Annotated in this window: 14 protein-coding genes and 4 pseudogenes; 15 read left to right on the top strand and 3 right to left on the bottom strand. The window is 70.7% G+C overall.

The window, feature by feature from the left end:
* Nucleotides 1-87: 87 nt before the first annotated feature.
* A pseudogene (locus RMT89_RS09335) lies at nt 88-1,113 on the top strand (APC family permease); the annotation flags it as partial.
* 239 nt (nt 1,114-1,352) lie between these two features.
* Complete coding sequence (locus RMT89_RS09340) at nt 1,353-1,652, top strand: hypothetical protein (protein ID WP_315883330.1); 300 nt, start codon at nt 1,353-1,355, stop codon at nt 1,650-1,652.
* On the opposite strand, the gene RMT89_RS09345 is transcribed toward RMT89_RS09340, so the two are convergent.
* Both RMT89_RS09345 and RMT89_RS09350 read right to left on the bottom strand, forming a co-directional pair.
* Nucleotides 1,627-3,009 (bottom strand): FAD-binding oxidoreductase, encoded by a 1,383-nt coding sequence (locus RMT89_RS09345; protein ID WP_315883331.1) that lies wholly within the window; start codon nt 3,007-3,009, stop codon nt 1,627-1,629. The two genes, RMT89_RS09340 and RMT89_RS09345, sit on opposite strands and share 26 nt — an antisense overlap.
* A gap of 68 nt (nt 3,010-3,077) precedes the next feature.
* Nucleotides 3,078-4,880: a glycoside hydrolase family 15 protein gene (locus RMT89_RS09350; RefSeq protein WP_315883445.1), complete on the bottom strand. Its 1,803-nt coding sequence runs from the start codon at nt 4,878-4,880 to the stop codon at nt 3,078-3,080.
* 509 nt (nt 4,881-5,389) lie between these two features.
* Between RMT89_RS09350 and RMT89_RS09355 the strand changes: the two genes are divergently transcribed.
* The 11 genes and pseudogenes from RMT89_RS09355 to RMT89_RS45905 all read left to right on the top strand — a co-directional run.
* Complete coding sequence (locus RMT89_RS09355; RefSeq protein WP_315883446.1) at nt 5,390-7,057, top strand: CTP synthase; 1,668 nt, start codon at nt 5,390-5,392, stop codon at nt 7,055-7,057.
* Between the two features lie 111 nt (nt 7,058-7,168).
* Nucleotides 7,169-7,795, top strand: coding sequence for an NUDIX hydrolase (locus RMT89_RS09360; protein ID WP_315883332.1), 627 nt, complete (start codon nt 7,169-7,171; stop codon nt 7,793-7,795).
* 237 nt (nt 7,796-8,032) lie between these two features.
* Nucleotides 8,033-10,097: pseudogene (locus RMT89_RS09365) on the top strand (tetratricopeptide repeat protein).
* A gap of 135 nt (nt 10,098-10,232) precedes the next feature.
* A complete protein-coding gene (gene ald / locus RMT89_RS09370) occupies nt 10,233-11,357 on the top strand; it encodes an alanine dehydrogenase (protein ID WP_315883333.1) in 1,125 nt (374 codons plus the stop codon).
* A 372-nt stretch (nt 11,358-11,729) separates the two neighbouring features.
* The gene (locus RMT89_RS09375; protein ID WP_315883334.1) at nt 11,730-12,908 is read left to right on the top strand and encodes a ParA family protein; all 1,179 of its coding nucleotides are present in this window, start codon (nt 11,730-11,732) and stop codon (nt 12,906-12,908) included.
* Nucleotides 12,893-13,462 carry a hypothetical protein gene (locus tag RMT89_RS09380; protein WP_315883335.1) on the top strand — a complete coding sequence of 190 codons (570 nt, stop codon included), beginning with the start codon at nt 12,893-12,895 and terminating at the stop codon, nt 13,460-13,462. Before RMT89_RS09375 ends, RMT89_RS09380 begins: the two co-directional genes overlap by 16 nt.
* Before the next feature lie 18 nt (nt 13,463-13,480).
* Nucleotides 13,481-14,479 (top strand): segregation/condensation protein A, encoded by a 999-nt coding sequence (locus RMT89_RS09385; RefSeq protein ID WP_315883336.1) that lies wholly within the window; start codon nt 13,481-13,483, stop codon nt 14,477-14,479.
* Nucleotides 14,476-15,126 carry an SMC-Scp complex subunit ScpB gene (gene scpB / locus RMT89_RS09390; protein WP_315883337.1) on the top strand — a complete coding sequence of 217 codons (651 nt, stop codon included), beginning with the start codon at nt 14,476-14,478 and terminating at the stop codon, nt 15,124-15,126. The genes RMT89_RS09385 and scpB overlap by 4 nt, the downstream gene beginning before the upstream one ends.
* A gap of 11 nt (nt 15,127-15,137) precedes the next feature.
* Nucleotides 15,138-16,259 carry a pseudouridine synthase gene (locus tag RMT89_RS09395; RefSeq protein WP_315883338.1) on the top strand — a complete coding sequence of 374 codons (1,122 nt, stop codon included), beginning with the start codon at nt 15,138-15,140 and terminating at the stop codon, nt 16,257-16,259.
* Between the two features lie 96 nt (nt 16,260-16,355).
* Nucleotides 16,356-16,851: pseudogene (locus tag RMT89_RS09400) on the top strand (RNA polymerase subunit sigma-70); the annotation flags it as partial.
* A gap of 125 nt (nt 16,852-16,976) precedes the next feature.
* Nucleotides 16,977-17,381: pseudogene (locus RMT89_RS45905) on the top strand (MFS transporter); the annotation flags it as partial.
* Nucleotides 17,382-17,463: 82 nt separating this feature from the next.
* Here RMT89_RS45905 and RMT89_RS09410 read toward each other — a convergent pair.
* Nucleotides 17,464-17,595 (bottom strand): hypothetical protein, encoded by a 132-nt coding sequence (locus tag RMT89_RS09410; protein ID WP_315883340.1) that lies wholly within the window; start codon nt 17,593-17,595, stop codon nt 17,464-17,466.
* 46 nt (nt 17,596-17,641) lie between these two features.
* Between RMT89_RS09410 and RMT89_RS09415 the strand changes: the two genes are divergently transcribed.
* Together RMT89_RS09415 and RMT89_RS09420 are read left to right on the top strand one after the other, a co-directional pair.
* Entirely contained in the window at nt 17,642-18,358 is a 717-nt protein-coding gene (locus RMT89_RS09415; protein WP_315883341.1) for an NUDIX domain-containing protein, read from the top strand.
* Nucleotides 18,355-19,362, top strand: coding sequence for an ADP-ribosylglycohydrolase family protein (locus RMT89_RS09420; protein WP_315883342.1), 1,008 nt, complete (start codon nt 18,355-18,357; stop codon nt 19,360-19,362). Before RMT89_RS09415 ends, RMT89_RS09420 begins: the two co-directional genes overlap by 4 nt.
* Nucleotides 19,363-19,365: the final 3 nt, after the last annotated feature.

Consider the following 19,365-nt stretch of genomic DNA (forward strand, 5'->3'; position numbering starts at 1 on the left):
CACTCCACCGCCACACTGGCGCATCCGGCAGACAAGCTGCGCGTGACCTTCGGATTTCGTTGCAGAAGTACGGCGAGAGGGGCGGGAATGTCAGATACACCCACGCGAGAGGTGCATCGGCTCAAGGCGAATTCCGTAGGTCTGGTGGGCGTGGTGTTCATGGCGGTGGCGACCGCCGCGCCGATCACCGCGATGACCGGCAACCTGCCCATCGCGGTCGGCTTCGGCAACGGCACGGGCGCGCCGGCCGGCTATCTCTTCGCGACGCTCGTGCTGACGGTGTTCTCCGTCGGCTATGTCGCCATGGCCCGCCGGATCACCGCGGCCGGCGCCTTCTACGGCTACATCTCGCACGGCCTCGGCCGCATCGCGGGCATGGCGTCCGGCATGCTCGCCGTGCTGGCGTACATCGTCTTCGAGGCGTCCATCGTCGGGGTCTTCTCCTACTTCGCGAAGACCACCGTCCACGACCAGCTCGGCGTCGACCTGCCGTGGATCCTGTACGCGGCCGCCATGCTCGCGGTCACGGCCGTGCTGGCGTACTTCGACATCAACCTCACCGCCAAGGCGCTCGGGGTGATGCTGATCGCGGAGATCGCCGTCCTCTTCGCGGTCGCCACCGCCGTACTCCTGAACGGCGGCGGCCCCGACGGCATCCCCATGGAGCCGATCAACCCGGCCAACGCCTTCACCGGCACCTCCGCGGGGCTCGGCCTGTTCTTCGCCTTCTGGTCGTGGGTCGGCTTCGAGTCGACGGCGATGTACGGCGAGGAGTCCCGCGACCCCAAGCGGGTCATCCCGCGCGCGACCCTCATCTCCGTCATCGGCGTCGGCATCTTCTACATCTACGTCTCCTGGATGACCATCGCCGGCAACGGCCTCAAGGGCTCCGTCGAGATCTCCTCCGGCACCAGCCCGCTCGACCTGTTCTTCGACCCCGCCCACTCCTTCATCGGCGCCTGGGCCGTGGACACCTTCCAGTGGCTGCTGATCACCGGCTCGTTCGCCTGCGGCATGGCCTTCCACCAGTGCGCGGCCCGCTATCTGTACGCCATCGGCCGCGAGGGCTTCCTGCACACCGCGCCCGGCGAACCGGTCGTCCCCGGCAGCGTCTTCCGGCGCCGGCACCTGCCGTCCGGCGGTCCGCTCACCGTGGCGGCGTTCGGCGAACGGGCCACCGCCTCGGCGGCCCGGCACGCCGACCGCATGCTCCTCGACATCGTCTCCCCCGAGCAGGTCCGCGAACTCCGGACGAAGCTGCACGCGGCGGCGGAACGCGAGGGCCGTACCCGCCCACGCCGGCCGCCTGGCTGCCCGCGGCGGTCGACCCGGAGCCGGAGGCCCTCTCCCAGGTGCTGGGCAGCATCGCGGGCTATCTCACGGTGCCGGGCTACAGCGACATGTTCACGGCCGCGGGATTCGGCGAGTCGGTGCAGCGGGCGGCCACGGGCGCCGACGCTTCCGTACCCCCGGAGGCGGCCAGCGTCGTGGGCCTCGTCGGCGACCTGGACGCCGTACGCGCGCGTGCGGACGCCTACGCGGAGGCGGGACTGGATGAGATCGCGCTGGTTCCGGCGACGGCGGGGGATCCGGGTGGGGAGCGGACACTGGCGGCGTTCGCGGCGCTCACCTCGGCCGGATGTTGTGGTTGAACCGGAACACGTTGTCCGGGTCGTACTTCCGCTTGATCTCCTCCATGTGCCGGTAGTTCGTCGCGCCCACACCGGCGATCACCCGCTCCGGCCCCTCCGCGCCGATGAAGTTGAGATAGACCGCCCCCGTGCTCCAGGGCTGCGCATCGGAACGGACGTCGTGGACCCACTGGATGCACCGCTCGTCGTCCGCCGGGTCCTCCCACATGCCGAACGGGTGCGTGACCCAGGCCGCGTCCCGGTAGGGCACGGGGTACCGCTGCGGGCCGTCCGCGATGGCGCCGCCCTGAGGCATCAGCGCGTGGATGGTCCCGGTCGGGACGGGCATCGACTCCGCGCCGTGGCAGAACACCTCGACGTAGTCGTCGGGCAGACCCGTCAGATACTCCGCCGACCAGTAGTTCCTGAAGCCCGGCGCATCGTCGATCATGCACTGCGCATCGACGTACGGCATCGCCCCGACGATCGCCCCCTCGTGCGGCAGGGCCAGCAGCGGCTCCGCCACCTTGCGCATGTCCGCCTCGCTCCCGGCATACGTCAGCAGCGCGGAGCACAGCAGGGTGCCCTGCAGATGCGGCGGGCAGAACTCCTCGGGCGGGCCGGTGAAATAGAGAACGCCTCCGCCCGCCTCGTTCGGTCCAGCGGCGATCACATCGCGGAAGGTGCGGACGACCTCGCGGCCGTGCTTCGGGAGGTACAGCAGGAACGCGATGGCGAACTCGGGCAGTTCGTACAGCTTCAGGGTGAGCGAGGTCGCCACGCCGAAGTTGCCTCCGCCGCCGTGCAGCGCCCAGAACAGATCGGGGTTCTCGTCGGCACTCGCGTGGATCTGACGGCCGTCGGCGGTGACCAGCTCGACGGCGAGCAGATTGTCGACGGCCAGCCCGCTCCAGCGGTCCAGCCAGCCGGTGCCGCCGCCGAGGACGAAGCCGCCGACGCCGGTGGTGGAGACCCGGCCGCCGGTCGTGGCCAGGCCGTACGCCTGGGTCGCGTGGTCCAGGTCGCTCATGAGGGCGCCGCCCGCGATCCGTACCGCCTCGGCCGCGGGATCGACGGTGACCGCGCGCATATGGCGCAGATCGATGACAAGACCGCCGTCGTTGAGCGCCATGCCCGCCACGCTGTGCCCGCCGCCGCGGACCGCGATGTTCAGGTCCAGATCCCGGGCGAAGCGCACGGAGCGCACGACGTCGGCTTCGTCCACGCACTGGGCGATCACCGCGGGGCGCCGGTCGATCATCGCGTTGAAGACGACGCGGGCCTCGTCGTAGCCCAGATCCCCCGGGGCGAACACATCGCCGCTGAGATCCTCGCGCAACGCGGCAAGGGCCGCGCTCGCCTTGGAGAGGGAAGCCATGGCCGCCCCCCTTCCGGACAGGGGAATCATCGCTTCCAGCGTAAGCGGGCGCGGCCCGGCGGGCTCGTTCAGCCGCCGTACGCTCCCGAGGCCGTCAGGCGCAGCGCGGTGTCGATCAGCGGGACGTGGCTGAAGGCCTGCGGGAAGTTGCCGACCTGGCGCTGCAGGCGCGGGTCCCACTCCTCGGCCAGCAGACCGAGGTCGTTGCGCAGCGACAGCAGCTTCTCGAACAGCTTGCGGGCCTCGTCCACCCGGCCGATCATCGCCAGGTCGTCCGCCATCCAGAACGAGCAGGCCAGGAACGCGCCCTCGTCGCCCGGCAGACCGTCGACGCCCTCGTCCTCGCCCTGCGTCGGGTAGCGCAGGATGAAGCCGTCCGGGGTGGACAGTTCGCGCTGGATCGCCTCGATGGTGCCGATGACGCGCTTGTCGTCCGGCGGCAGGAAGCCCATCTGCGGGATCAGGAGCAGCGAGGCGTCCAGCTCCTTGGAGCCGTAGGACTGGGTAAAGGTGTTGCGTTCCTTGTCGTAGCCCTTCTCGCACACGTCCCGGTGGATGTCGTCGCGCAGCTCGCGCCAGCGCTCCAGCGGGCCGTCCGCGTCACCGGACTCGATGAGCTTGATCGTGCGGTCGACGGCGACCCAGGCCATCACCTTGGAGTGCACGAAGTGGCGGCGCGGGCCGCGCACCTCCCAGATGCCCTCGTCCGGCTCGTCCCAGTGGTCCTCCAGGTAGCGGATCAGCTTCAGCTGGAGCAGGGAGGCGTAGTCGCTGCGGGCGAGCCCGGTCATATGGCCCAGGTGCAGGGCCTCGGTGACCTCGCCGTACACATCGAGCTGGAGCTGGTGCGCGGCGCCGTTGCCGACCCGGACCGGCGCGGAGTTCTCGTAGCCGGGCAGCCAGTCCAGCTCCGCCTCACCGAGCTCGCGCTCGCCGGCGATGCCGTACATGATCTGCAGGTTCTCCGGGTCGCCCGCGACCGCGCGCAGCAGCCACTCGCGCCAGGCGCGGGCCTCCTCGCGGTAGCCGGTGCGCAGCAGCGAGGACAGGGTGATCGCCGCGTCCCGCAGCCAGGTGTAGCGGTAGTCCCAGTTGCGGACGCCGCCGATCTCCTCGGGCAGTGAGGTCGTCGGCGCGGCGACGATGCCGCCGGTCGGGGCGTACGTCAGGGCCTTCAGCGTGATCAGCGAGCGGATCACGGCCTCGCGGTAGGGGCCGTGGTACGTACAGTGCTCGACCCACTCGCGCCAGAAGTCCTCGGTGGCCTCCAGCGACTGCTCGGGCTCCGGCAGCGGCGGCGGCTGGTGGTGGGAGGGCTGCCAGGAGATGGTGAACGCGATCCGGTCGCCCGGGCCGACGGTGAAGTCGGAGTACGTCGTCAGGGCCTTGCCGTAGGTCTCGCGGTCGGTGTCGAACCACACCGAGTCCGGGCCCGCGACGGCCACCGTACGGCCCTCGTGCTTGTGCACCCACGGCACGACCCGGCCGTAGGAGAACCGCATCCTGAGGGCCGAGCGCATCCGGACGCGGCCGGAGACGCCCTCCACGATCCGGATCAGCTGCGGGGCGCCGTCACGCGGGGGCATGAAATCGGTCACTCGGACCGTGCCGCGGAGGGTGTCCCACTCGGATTCCAGGATCAGCGAGTCCCCGCGATAGCTCCGCCGGGCGGCGGTCGGCGGCTCGGCGTCCGCCGCGTGGGCCGGCCCCAGCCGCCAGAAACCGTGCTCCTCGGTGCCCAGCAGACCGGCGAAGATGGCGTGCGAGTCGAAGCGGGGCAGGCACAGCCAGTCGACTGTGCCGTCCCGGCAGACCAGTGCTGCGGTCTGCATGTCTCCGATGAGTGCGTAGTCTTCGATGCGCCCGGCCACGTGCAACTCCAGTCGAACGGCCACGTCACCCCCCAGGCAGAAGGGGGCGGTCGCTAGTGCGGTCAAGGGGTCGTTGTAATGCGTCGTTGAGCGGTGAAGCAAAGCAGCCGCTCCGCCGTGAGGCAAAACGCCAATTGTTGCTCAACGAACTGACGAGCTCTCGATGTTCCGGTGGTACGGGCTGGGGTGGTGCCGTGTGTGCCGGTCCGGCTCGGCAGTGAGTGTCCGAGCAGGATACGACGCACGTAGATGATCTGCGTGCCGCTCCGGGCAACGTGGATGGGCCGAACGGGTGAGCAACGGGTGAGAAACCGGTGGCCCCGAGTGGCTCCGTGTCGGCATGTGCGCGGAGCGTGGCCGGAAGCCATCCCCCCGCGGCGCTGATACCCTGGTAGCCCGTGGACCGGTGGGAGAAAAACCCCCGAACCGCAGCGACGGCGACTCCGGAATCTCCGGTGCGAACGCCGCACCGCACCCCAGACCGCGACCACGGGAGCCCCCCTTTGGCCATGATGCCCGCTGCTTTTCGAAACAGCACAGCCACGACGACCAAGCACATCTTCGTCACCGGGGGTGTCGCCTCCTCGCTCGGCAAGGGCCTCACCGCCTCCAGCCTCGGCATGCTGCTCAAGGCGCGGGGTTTGCGCGTCGTGATGCAGAAGCTCGACCCGTATCTGAACGTCGACCCGGGGACGATGAACCCCTTCCAGCACGGTGAGGTGTTCGTCACCAACGACGGCGCCGAGACGGACCTGGACATCGGACACTACGAGCGCTTCCTCGACCGTGACTTGGACGGCTCCGCCAATGTCACTACAGGACAGGTCTACTCGACGGTGATCGCCAAGGAGCGGCGCGGCGAGTACCTGGGCGACACCGTGCAGGTCATCCCGCACATCACCAACGAGATCAAGCACCGCATCCGCCGCATGGCGACGGACGAGGTCGACGTCGTCATCACGGAGGTCGGCGGCACGGTCGGCGACATCGAGTCGCTGCCGTTCCTGGAGACGGTCCGCCAGGTCCGGCACGAGGTCGGCCGGGACAACGTCTTCGTCGTTCACATTTCCCTCCTGCCGTACATCGGCCCCTCGGGAGAGCTGAAGACGAAGCCGACCCAGCACTCGGTTGCGGCCCTGAGGAACATCGGTATCCAGCCGGACGCGATCGTGCTGCGCTGCGACCGCGAGGTCCCCACCGCGATCAAGCGCAAGATCTCGCTGATGTGCGACGTCGACGAGGCCGCCGTGGTCGCCTGCCCCGACGCCCGCTCCATCTACGACATCCCGAAGACCGTGCACGGCGAGGGCCTGGACGCCTATGTCGTCCGCAAGCTGGACCTGCCGTTCCGCGACGTGGACTGGACGACCTGGGACGACCTGCTCGACCGCGTCCACAACCCCGACCACGAGCTCACCCTCGCCCTGGTCGGCAAGTACATCGACCTGCCCGACGCCTACCTCTCGGTCACCGAGGCGCTGCGCGCGGGCGGCTTCGCCAACAAGGCCCGCGTGAAGATCAAGTGGGTCACTTCCGACGACTGCAAGACCCCGGCCGGCGCCAAGGCGCAGCTCGGTGACGTCGACGGCATCTGCATTCCCGGCGGCTTCGGCGACCGCGGTGTGCTCGGCAAGGTCGGCGCGATCAAGTTCGCCCGCGAGAACAAGATCCCGCTGCTCGGCCTCTGCCTGGGCCTGCAGTGCATCGTGATCGAGGCGGCCCGCAACCTCGCCGACATCTCCGACGCCAACTCCACCGAGTTCGACCCCGCCACCGGCCACCCGGTCATCTCCACGATGGCCGAGCAGCTCGACATCGTGGCGGGCGAGGGCGACATGGGCGGAACGATGCGGCTGGGCATGTACCCGGCCAAGCTGGCCGAGGGCTCCATCGTGCGTGAGGTGTACGACGGCAAGGAGTACGTCGAGGAGCGGCACCGTCACCGCTACGAGGTCAACAACGCCTACCGCACGGAGCTGGAGAAGAAGACGGGCATCCTGTTCTCCGGCACGTCGCCGGACGGAAAGCTCGTGGAGTACGTCGAGTACCCCCGCGACGTCCACCCTTACCTGGTGGCGACGCAGGCGCACCCCGAGCTGCGCTCGCGCCCGACGCGCCCCCACCCGCTGTTCGCGGGCCTGGTGAAGGCGGCTGTCGAGCGCAAGACGGGCCAGTGACACAAGGGTTGTTACGGTGACCGGGGTGCGCGCGTTCAGTACGCGCGCACCCCGCTTTCTTTTGCGGTTTCTTTTGCGCACAGGGCTTCTGCAGGTCTGGAAGGACAGGGCATGACGATCAAGGACACCCCACAGGAGTGGGAGATCCGGGCCACGGACACCCCCTTCGTGGGCAACAAGACCTCCGTCCGCACGGACGACGTGGTCATGCCCGACGGCAGCGTGGTCCGCCGCGACTACCAGGTCCACCCGGGCTCGGTCGCCGTCCTGGCCATCGACGACGAGGACCGGGTGCTGCTCATCAAGCAGTACCGGCACCCCGTACGGCACAAGCTGTGGGAGATCCCGGCCGGACTGCTCGACATCCCGGGCGAGAACCCGCTGCACGCCGCCCAGCGCGAGCTGTACGAGGAGGCGCACGTCAAGGCCGAGGACTGGCGGGTGCTGACCGACGTCTACACCACGGCCGGCGGCTGCGACGAGGCCGTACGGATCTTCCTGGCCCGCGATCTGTCCGAGGCGGAGGGCGAGCGGTTCTCCGTCGAGGACGAGGAGGCGGATCTGGAGCACGCGCGCGTGCCGCTCGCGGAACTCGTCCGGGGGGTGCTTGCGGGGGAGCTGCACAACAACTGCCTGGTGGTGGGGGTGTTGTCGCTGGTCGCGGCGCGGGCCTCCGGCGGGTTGGACGGGTTGCGTCCGGCGCAGGCGCCCTGGCCTGCGCGGCCGTTTGAGGCGTAGGGGGCGTTCCGGGTGTCGTCGGCTGCGGCTTCGTCGTGGCTGGGCGCGCAGTTCCCCGCGCCCCTTACCGGCGTCGCCGAGCCGTCGGTCCTAAGAACTGTTGATCCGATCAGGGGAGTCTTGGCCCGGCGCCGTCCCGCTCCACACGGCTCGTTGCAGAGCGTGAACTAGGCTCTGAAACACGCCCGTACCGGAATCCCGGCGGGCTTGCGCGTGCGTGGGACGGGAGTGTGGCCCGTGACGGATCAGGCGGTGGACACAGGCGGCGTTCAGCTGTCGGCCGACGGTCATTTCCTGGGCCGGACACGGGAGTTGAAGGAGCTGCTCGCCGACATCGAGCGGGCGGGCCTGGACACCCTCTCCGGAAAGAAGGCACCCCGCGCGCGCGTGCTGCTCATCGCGGGCCGACCCGGTTCCGGCCGCACCGCCCTCGCCGAGGAACTCGTACGACAGGTCGCCGACCGTTACGGCGACGGCGTGCTGCGCGCCCGGCTCAGTGAGCCCGACGGCACTCCCCTCCCCGTCGGAGCGGTCGCCCGCGATCTGCTCACCGCCCTGGAGCTGCCGAGCCCGGCCGGTGCCGCCGAGGACGACCTCACCGCGGCGCTGCGCGAGGCGCTCGCCGACCGCAGGGTCCTGCTGCTGCTCGACGACGCGGCCACCGCGGAGCAGGTCGACGCCCTGCTGCCGGACACCCCGGACTGCCTGGCCGTCGTCGTCTCCGCGGGGCCGCTGACCGGGATCGCGGACGTCCGCCCGTGCACACTCGGCGGCCTCGACACCAAATCGGCGGTGGAACTGCTGTCCCGGCATGCGGGATCGGTGCGGATCACCGTCGACCCGCGTGCCGCCGAGGGGCTCGTCGAGGACTGCCAGGCGCAGCCCGCCGCGCTGATGCTGGCCGGCGGCTGGCTCGCCGCCCGCCCCAAGTCCGCCGTCGCCGACCTCGCCAAGCATCTGCACGCGGGGATCGACGAGGACTCCGCGGGCACCCCGCTGGCCCGGGTCTTCCGGCTCTCCTACGCCGCCCTGCCCGCCGCGGCCGCCCGGATACTGCGACTGCTCTGCCTCGCCCCGGCCGGCCTGGTCGACCCGCACACCGCCTCCGCGCTGGCCGGCTGCTCGGTCAACGGCGCCCGCACCACCCTGGACGACTTCGTCGCCCTCGGCCTCCTGCGCGCCGTGGACTCCCCGCTGCCGCAGTACGAGGTCCCGGGCTGTCTGCACCCCCTGCTCAGGGCGCTCACCGAGGCCCAGGACCGGCCCGCCGAGCTCCAGCTGGCCCGCGCCCGCATGCTGGAGCGGACCGTGCGGCTGCTCCAGTCGTGCCGGGCGATCACCGAGACCGACAGCCCGCAGGCGCGCGAGAAGCTCCTCGGCATGCCGCGCTCGCTGCGCTTCCCCAGCCCCCGGGCGGCGGCCGACTGGCTCCGCCTGCGCAGGCCCGCCCTGCTCGCCGCGGCCCGGCTCGCCGTCGCCGACGGGGATCTCGACACCCTGGCCCGGCGGCTGATGTCCCAGCTGGTGCGGGCCATGGTCGCCCACTTCGGCACCCAGGCGGCGGCCGGTGACCTGTACGGCATCCACGGATTGGTACTGGACGTGGCCGAGCGCCGGAACCTGCCCCGCGAGAAGGCCGCCGCGCTGCTGAACCTCGGCGACCTCGACGCCCGGACCGGGCGGACACAGGAGGCGTTGGCTCGGTATCGGGCCGCGCTGGACGCCGGACGCGAGGCGAACGACCCGTATGCGACCGGCCGCGCGATGGAATCCGTAGGCGGTGCCCATCTGGAACTCGGCGACTACGACCGGGCCGCCGACTGGTTCGGCCGGGCGCTCGCCCAGCGTCTTGCCCGGGACGAGCGCGCGGAGGCCGCCCGGCTGTACGGCCGGATCGGCGCCGCGCACACCTTCGCGGGCCGCTACGGCGAGGCGCAGCGCAACTGGCGGGCCGCGGTCGCCGGGCACCGCAAGAGCGGCGATGTCGGGGCCCACGCGCGGGCGTTGAGCGAGCTGGCCCGGGTCCAGGAGTACGCGGGCCGGCCCGCGGAGTCGCTGCGTACCTGCCAGGAGGCGGTGGAGTGGGCGCGGCGCGCCGAGGACGTACGGCTCCAGGCCGCGCTGCACCTGCGGATTGCCGACACCCTGGAGCATCTCGGGGACTCCGCCGCGGCTCGACTGCACCGCGGGGCGGCCGAGCGCATGCTGGGTGAGGAGCTCCCGGAGGGGGAGCCTGAGCCAGATCAGGGCGCTACAAGCAGCTAACGCCTGCGAAATCCGTAGTACATCCGCTGAAGATTAGTGCAATGAAAGGCTAGACAGCGGGAACACCTTCATTAGACTGGCTCTGCCGCACCTTCTCCTGCGGTGTCTCCCGGTGTGCCCTTGCATGCCTGGGTATGTCTTGTAATGCCCCACACCCTCTGAGCCAAGGACCGTGATCGACGTGAAGGTCGGCATCCCCCGCGAGGTCAAGAACAACGAGTTCCGGGTGGCCATCACCCCCGCCGGTGTGCACGAGCTGGTGCGCCACGGCCACCAGGTCGTCATCGAGCGTGGCGCCGGCGTCGGCTCCTCGATCCCCGACGCCGAGTACGTGGCCGCGGGTGCCCGGATCCTGGACACCGCCGACGAGGTGTGGGCCACCGCTGACCTGCTGCTGAAGGTCAAGGAGCCCATCGCCGAGGAGTACCACCGCCTCCGCAAGGACCAGACGCTCTTCACCTACCTGCACCTGGCCGCCTCCAAGGAGTGCACGGACGCCCTCATCGAGTCCGGCACCACCGCCATCGCCTACGAGACGGTCGAGCTGCCCTCTCGCGCGCTGCCGCTGCTCGCCCCGATGTCCGAGGTCGCGGGCCGTCTTGCCCCGCAGGTCGGCGCCTACCACCTGATGCGCTCGGCCGGCGGCCGTGGTGTCCTGCCCGGCGGTGTCCCCGGCACCCAGCCCGCCAAGGCCGTCGTCATCGGCGGCGGTGTCTCCGGCTGGAACGCCACGCAGATCGCCGTCGGCATGGGCTTCCACGTCACGCTGCTCGACCGTGACATCAACAAGCTGCGCGAGGCCGACAAGGTCTTCGGCACCAAGGTGCGGGCGATCATGTCCAACGCCTTCGAGCTGGAGAAGGCCGTCCTGGACGCCGACCTCGTCATCGGCGCCGTGCTGATCCCGGGTGCCAAGGCCCCGAAGCTGGTCACCAACGAGCTCGTCTCGCGGATGAAGCCGGGAAGTGTCCTTGTCGACATCGCGATCGACCAGGGCGGCTGCTTCGAGGACTCGCACCCGACCACGCACGCCGAGCCGACCTTCAAGGTCCACGACTCGGTCTTCTACTGCGTCGCCAACATGCCCGGCGCGGTGCCCAACACCTCCACGTACGCGCTGACCAACGCCACGCTGCCGTACATCGTCGAACTGGCCAACCGGGGCTGGGTGGAGGCGCTGCGCCGCGACCCGGCGCTCGCCAAGGGCCTCAACACCCATGACGGCAAGGTCGTTTACCGCGAGGTCGCCGAGGCGCACGGCCTGGAGCACGTGGAGCTGGAGACGCTGCTCGGCTGAGCCCGTCGACACCGGCGAACGGCTAAGTCACCTTTTCGTAAAGGCGATACGTCAACACGGATCCTCAACGTCGCCCACCTGGCCGGACCTTGCCCGACAAGGTCCGGCCGGATGTGTGTATGGTCACTTTGCGACGCTCGGTCAACTCGCCTCGAACGTAACCCTTCGACCGATTCGCACACCGGTGAAACCTACCGTGCGACGGCCGTACGCCCTTGACAGAGGGATGTTTCATTGCCGACACATCCTGCCGGGTCCGGCGGATTGTGTTGCTGCGGACGCCCGACACGCCATAGAGTCGCCGACTGTCGGCATGGTGCCACGCTGACCTTGTCTAGAAGTTTCCTGGTCCCCAAGGAGGTAAGACGACTTGTGAATGAGTCGACATTTTCTCCCGGGGGTGGTCAACCAGGAAGCCCTGCGCGGGGCCAGGCTCCCGCGGGCTTCGAGGCTGTCGGCTCCGTCGCGGTGCGCACCTTCGCAGCCCACCAGAGTCACCAGATGACAGGGGCGACTCTGTCAGCACACCAGAGCATGGATGGCCATCACGTGAACGCCATGGCCGGCGACGGAAGTGGCGCGCCCCACAACCACTTCGCCGACTACGACGAACTGCCCGAGGGGCACTTCTACGATCCCGACGCGGAGTACGAGCCCGACCCCGAGTACGCGGCCACGCTCGCGCCCGACGCTGCCCGTCAGCGTCGCGAGCGCATCGGCCCGACCGGACGGCCGCTGCCGTACTTCCCGATCCCGGGGCCGCTGACCGATCACGGCCCGGCGAAGATCATCGCGATGTGCAACCAGAAGGGCGGCGTCGGCAAGACGACGTCGACCATCAACCTGGGTGCCGCGCTCGCGGAGTACGGACGCCGGGTCCTGCTCGTGGACTTCGACCCGCAGGGCGCGCTGTCGGTCGGACTCGGTGTCAACCCGATGGAGCTCGACCTCACGGTCTACAACCTGCTCATGGAGCGGGGCATGGCGGCCGACGAGGTGCTGCTGAAGACGGCGGTCCCCAACATGGACCTGCTGCCGAGCAATATCGACTTGTCGGCGGCGGAGGTCCAGCTGGTCTCCGAGGTCGCCCGAGAGTCGACGCTGCAGCGCGCCCTGAAGCCGCTCATGGCCGACTACGACTACATCGTGATCGACTGTCAGCCCTCGCTCGGCCTGCTCACCGTGAACGCCCTGACGGCGGCTCACAAGGTGATCGTGCCGCTTGAGTGCGAGTTTTTCGCCCTGCGTGGCGTGGCGCTGCTGACGGAGACCATCGAGAAGGTCCAGGAGCGGCTCAACCCGGAGCTGGAACTCGACGGGATCCTCGCCACGATGTACGACTCGCGCACGGTGCACAGCCGTGAGGTGCTCGCGCGCGTCGTCGAGGCGTTCGACGACCACGTCTACCACACGGTCATCGGACGCACCGTCCGCTTCCCGGAGACCACGGTCGCCGGTGAGCCGATCACCACGTACGCCTCCAACTCCGTCGGTGCCGCCGCCTATCGCCAGCTCGCCAGGGAGGTGCTCGCCCGGTGTCACGCCGAGTGAGTCTGCCGGGGGCCGACGAACTGTTCCGTACGACAGGGGGAATGGCGCTGCAGGCGTCCACTCCCCGGCGGGGGGCCAACGGCGAGGCCCGGGTGCCCGCTCCCGCGGGGGAGAGCGACAGCGCCGCCGCGGAGGACGTCCCGCCGTCGGTGCCCGCACAGGGCGGCGACGGCGAGGGCGCGGAGCATGTCGCGGCGGACGCGGAGTCCGGGGAGTCCCGGAGCCGGGCCGCCGCCGGGGAGCAGTCCGGGCGGCGGCAGGGAACGCAGGAAGGTTCTGGCGCCGCCTCGAACCAGGCGGCGCCGCGCAAGCAGCGCGGACGGGCCGCCGCGCGGCGGCCGAGCGGACGCGAGCGGCACGACGAGAAGATCACCGTGTACGTCTCGGCCGAGGAGCTCATGGATCTGGAGCACGCGCGTCTGGTGCTCCGGGGCGAGCACGGTCTGGCCGTGGACCGCGGGCGGATCGTCCGGGAGGCCGTGGCCGTGGTGCTCGCCGATCTGGAGACCCGAGGGGACGCCAGCATCCTCGTACGACGGCTTCGCGGGCGGTAGCGGTAGCCTGCGGGGGCTATGACCTCGAACGACGTTCCCGTCCCCGGTGCCGGTGCCTCCGGCGGGCGGCGGCGTGCGCTGGGGACGGGGCCGGGGGCTCCACTGGTCGAACCGGTACCCGTACCGGACCCGGCGCCTGAACCTGAGCCCGAGCCGGAGCGCGAGGTCGTCCCTCAGGAGCCCGGGCCCGCCGCACCGCAGGAGTCCGACGACGGCGTCTTCAAGGTCCGTCTCTCCAACTTCGAGGGTCCCTTCGACCTGCTCCTCCAGCTGATCTCCAAGCACAAGCTGGACGTCACCGAGGTCGCGTTGTCCAAGGTGACCGACGAGTTCATGGCGTACATCCGGGCCATGGGGCCGGACTGGGACCTGGACGAGACGACAGAGTTCCTGGTGGTCGCCGCGACCCTGCTGGATCTGAAGGCGGCCCGGCTGCTGCCCGCCGCCGAGGTCGAGGACGAGGCCGATCTCGCCCTGCTCGAAGCGCGGGACCTGCTCTTCGCACGGCTGCTCCAGTACCGCGCGTACAAGCAGATCGCCGACATCTTCAACCGTCGGCTGGACGAGGAGGCCCGGCGCTACCCCCGTACCGTCGGACTCGAACCGCACCACGCCGAGTTGCTGCCCGAGGTGGTCATCAGCATCGGCCCTGAAGGCTTCGCGAAGCTCGCCGTGAAGGCGATGCAGCCCAAGCCCAAGCCGCAGGTGTACGTCGACCACATCCACGCGCCGCTGGTCAGCGTGCAGGAGCAGGCCCAGATCGTGGTGGCGCGGCTCAAGGAGCTCGGCGAGGCCAGCTTCCGCGCGCTCGTCGAGGACACCGACGACACCCTGACCGTCGTGGCGCGCTTCCTCGCCCTGCTGGAGCTGTACCGGGAGAAAGCCGTCGCCCTCGACCAGGAGACCGCCCTCGGGGACCTGATCGTGCGCTGGACCGGCGGGGAGGGCGACGCGCAGCCGACGGTGACCGACGAGTTCGACCGGCCGCCCGAGCCGCCCAAGGAGGAGAAGAAGTGAGCGAGGAGATCAGCGAGCCGCCGGCCGGTCTGCGCTCCACGGCCGACCTCGATCTCAAGCCGGCCCTGGAGGCCGTCCTCATGGTCGTCGACGAGCCCGCGACCGAGGAACACCTCGCCAAGATCCTCCAGCGGCCCAGGCGGCAGATCGCGGACGCGCTGCGCGAGCTGGCCGACGAGTACACCGTCCAGGGCCGTGGCTTCGAGCTCCGGCTGATCGCGGGCGGCTGGCGTTTCTACTCACGGCCGGAGTTCGCGGCGGCCGTCGAGGGCTTCGTCCTGGACGGCCAGCAGGCCCGGCTGACCCAGGCCGCGCTGGAGACCCTCGCGGTGGTGGCGTACCGGCAGCCGGTCAGCCGCAGCCGGGTCTCGGCGGTGCGCGGAGTGAACTGTGACGGTGTGATGCGCACCCTCCTGCAGCGGGGTCTGGTCGAGGAGGCGGGCACGGAACCCGAAACAGGTGCGATCCTGTACAGGACGACGAACTACTTCCTGGAGCGGATGGGCCTGCGCGGCCTGGACGAGCTCCCGGAGCTCGCGCCCTTCCTCCCCGAGGCGGAGGCGATCGAGGCCGAGACGCTGGAAGGGGTTCCGTCGTTCGATCCGGACGCACCCGATGCGCCGGGTTCCGACGAGGCAGACGACTAGACGGAATTTTGATGCGAAGCAGCAGCGGCAGGAACAGCAGCGGAAACAACGGCGGGAGCCGTGGTGGCAACAGCGGCGGCCGCGGCGGGAGTGGCGGTGGCCGCGGTAATTTCCGCGGTGCCGGCAACAACCGCGACGACAAGCAGGACAGCGGTCGTCCGAAGAAGCCGCGCCCGGAGGAGCGGCGCTACGACGTCGGCCCCGGCGCCACGCAGGACGGCCCGAAGTCGGGCCGCGGCCCCTCGGCCCGCGGTGGCGCGAAGGGCGGCCCCAAGCAGGGCCAGCGCTCCGGCGGCCGGACGGCTCCGGCGCGCTCCCGCGAGTACGAGACGCGCACGGAGGAGCGCAACCGCGACCGGTACGCCGGCAAGCCGGAGGTCAAGCTTCCCAAGACCTTCCCCGGCGCCGAGCAGGAGGGCGAGCGGCTGCAGAAGGTCCTCGCGCGCGCGGGCTACGGCTCCCGGCGGGCCTGCGAGGAGCTGATCGAGCAGGCGCGGGTCGAGGTCAACGGCGAGATCGTGCTGGAGCAGGGCAAGCGGGTCGACCCGGAGAAGGACGAGGTCAAGGTCGACGGCCTGACCGTGGCGACGCAGTCGTACCAGTTCTTCTCGCTGAACAAGCCCGCCGGTGTCGTCTCCACCATGGAGGACCCCGACGGGCGCCAGTGCCTCGGTGACTACGTCACCAACCGTGAGACGCGGCTCTTCCACGTCGGCCGGCTCGACACCGAGACCGAGGGCGTCATCCTGCTCACCAACCACGGCGAGCTGGCGCACCGGCTGACCCACCCCAAGTACGGCGTGAAGAAGACCTACCTCGCGGCCATCGTCGGCCCGATCCCGCGCGACCTGGGCAAGCAGCTCAAGGACGGCATCCAGCTGGAGGACGGGTACGCGCGTGCGGACCACTTCCGGGTCGTCGAGCAGACCGGCAAGAACTACCTCGTCGAGGTCACCCTGCACGAGGGCCGCAAGCACATCGTGCGCCGGATGCTGGCCGAGGCCGGCTTCCCCGTCGAGAAGCTCGTGCGCACCTCGTTCGGGCCGATCACCCTGGGCGACCAGAAGTCGGGCTGGCTGCGCCGCCTGTCGAACACCGAGGTCGGCATGCTGATGAAGGAAGTCGATCTCTAAAGATCCCTCGCTCGCGGCCGGTCCCGGATTCGTCCGGGACCGGCCGATTCGTTTTCGCCCCCGCGCCGGTCTGTATCGGTGACGGAGGGAGCGGGGATGGCTGCGACGACGGACCGCGAGGAATTCGTACGGCTCATGGACCCGTACCGCAGGGAGCTGCTCGCGCACTGCTACCGGATGCTGGGCTCGGTCGACGAGGCCGAGGACCTGGTCCAGGAGACCTATCTGCGGGCCTGGCGGTCCTACGACGGCTACGAGGGCCGCGCGTCCTTGCGGACCTGGCTGCACCGGATCGCCACCCACACGTGTCTGACGGCGCTGGAGGGCCGCGGGCGGCGTCCGCTGCCCGCCGGGGCTCGGTGAGCCCTCCCAGGCGCCTGAGGAGCCGCTGAGGGCCCCTGCGACGGATGTTCCGTGGCTCCAGCCGCTGCCCGACACACTCGTCGATCCGGCGTCGGTGGCGGTCGCCCGGGGCAGTCTGCGGCTGGCGCTCGTCGCCGCGCTCCAGCATCTGCCCGCGCGGCAGCGGGCCGTGCTCATCCTGCGGGACGTGCTGGCCTGGCGGGCACCGGAGGTCGCCGCCGTGCGCGGGCCTGGGCGCCGGTGCGGGCGCCGGAGGCGGGCTGGGGGAGCGCCGAGGCGCTGACCGCGCTGGCCGTGGGGGTGGTGTTCACGGGCGCGTTCCTGGACTGGGAGCGGCGGGGCGCCCGGCATCCGATGCTGCCGCTCGGTCACTTCCGCAACCGTGGCTTCTCCACCGCGAACGCGGCGGCCTTCCTGCTCTTCGCCTCCCTGCTGGGAGCGCTCTTCATGATCACGCAGCTGTTCCAGTCCGGGCTCGGCTACTCGCCCCTGGAGGCGGGTGTGCGGATCCTCGTCTGGAACGCGATGCCGCTCCTGGTCGCGCCGATCGCGGGCGCGCTCGCGGACCGGTACGGCACCCGGCCGTTCATGCTCGGCGGCCTTGCCCTCCAGGGCCTCGGCCTCGGCCTGCTGGCCCGGCAGGTCGAACCGGGTGTCGGCTACGGCAGCCTCGTCGTGCCGCTGATCATCGCGGGCGTGGGCATCTCCATGGTCTTCCCGAGCGTCGCCAAGGCTGTGACCTCCTCGGTGCCGCTCAGCGAGGCGGGGGTGGCGGCCGGCGTCAACAACGCCCTGCGTGAACTCGGCGGGGTCCTCGGCGTCGCGGTCGCCGCGGCGGTCTTCACGACGTACGGCGGCTACGGCTCACCGGCCGAGTCCTGGACGGGGTCGGCCCGGCGCTGTGGGTGTCGGCGGGGGCCGCGGCGGCGGTGTTCGCGCCCTCGCGGCGGGCCGCCTGGCCGGGGGTTGTCACTTCACGCCCGCCTCTTTATAGTCGTAGTGACTATTAAGGAGCGGATGTGGAGTACGACAAGCACGCCTACGAGCCCTTCGCCGTCACCGTGGATCTCGCCGTGTTCACGCTCCGGGCCGGCGCTCTGCATGTGCTGCTCGTCGAGCGCGGGCAGGAGCCGTACGCCGGACGCTGGGCGCTGCCCGGTGGCTTTGTGCAGCAGGACGAGTCCGCGGAGACGGCGGCCCGGCGTGAACTCGCCGAGGAGACCGGCCTGTCGGACGTCTCCGGGCTCCATCTGGAACAGCTGCGGACCTACAGCGAGCCCGACCGCGACCCCCGGATGCGGGTCGTCTCGGTCGCCTTCGCCGCCCTCCTGCCCGACGCGCCCGAGGCGCACGGCGGCAGCGACGCGGCGGACGCCCGCTGGGTGCCGTACGGCGAGGCCGGGACCCTCGCCTTCGACCACGACCGGATCCTGGCCGACGCCCATGAACGCGTCGGCGCCAAGCTGGAGTACACCTGCCTCGCCACCGCCTTCTGCCCGCCCGAGTTCACCCTCGGCGAGCTCCAGCAGGTCTACGAGGCCGTGTGGGGCACCGCCCTGGACCGGCCCAACTTCCGGCGCAAGGTGCTCGCCACGCCCGGCTTCGTCGAGCCGGTCCCCGGTGCCTCCCGCCTCACCAGCGGCCGCGGCAAGCCGGCCGCGCTGTACCGCGCCGGTGCTGCCACCGCACTCCACCCTCCGCTGCTCCGGCCGACCCCGGAAGGACACTCCGCATGACGAAGCGTGCCGCCACTGGATCCCTGCTGGGCCTCGCCCTCGGGGACGCGTTCGGCTTCCCGACCGAGTTCAACGACGTGCCGTCGATCCTCGCCAAGTGCGGCCCGTGGCGGGAGATGGAGCTGCCGACGCCGGCGATCGTCACCGACGACACCCAGATGACGCTGGCGCTGGGCAAGGGGCTGCGGACGGCCATGGACCGGGGCGTGCTCGCGCCCAAGCGGCTGGAGCGGCCGGTGCGGGAGGAGTTCGTGGACTGGTACCAGTCGCCGGAGAACAACCGCGCGCCGGGCCGGACCTGCCTCGTCGCCTGCAACCTCCTGAAGGCCGAGGGACGCCTCTGGCAGGACGCCAGCCAGATCCACTCCAAGGGCTGCGGCGCCAACATGCGCGTCGCACCGATCGGGCTCGCGCCCGGGCTGAGCGACGAACAGCGCGCGGGCGCCGCCCAGTTGCAGTCCGCGCTCACCCACGGCCACCCCACTTCGCTCGCGGCCTCCGACCTCACCGCACACGCCGTACGCCTGCTCGCGCAGGGCGCCGAGCCGACCGGACTCGTCGGCCTGCTGCGGTCGTACGCCTACGAGAACCGCACCCGCTACCACCACACCTGGCTCGGCGATCTGTGGGCCCGCAGCCAGGACCCGACCCCCGAGCACTTCATCGCGCGCGGGTGGGACGAGTGTCTGGGGGTGCTGGAGCGGCTCCAGGAGGCCGTGCGGGCGGGGTCGGTCGAGACCGATCCGTGCCTGGCCACCGGCGCGGGCTGGATCGCCGAGGAGGCGCTGGCGACCGGGCTGCTGTGCTTCCTGCTCTTCGTCGACGAACCGGTGACGGCCCTCAGACGGGCCGCCTGCTCCTCCGGGGACTCCGACTCCATCGCCTGCCTGGCGGGCGCCTTCGCGGGGGCATACCTCGGCGCCGATGCATGGCCCCGCGCGTGGGCGGACCGGATCGAGTACGGGGGCGATCTCGTCACCCTCGGCGCGCTCTGGGACGCTTAGCGG

It is taken from the genome of Streptomyces sp. P17 (assembly GCF_032436805.1).
Lineage (GTDB): Bacteria > Actinomycetota > Actinomycetes > Streptomycetales > Streptomycetaceae > Streptomyces.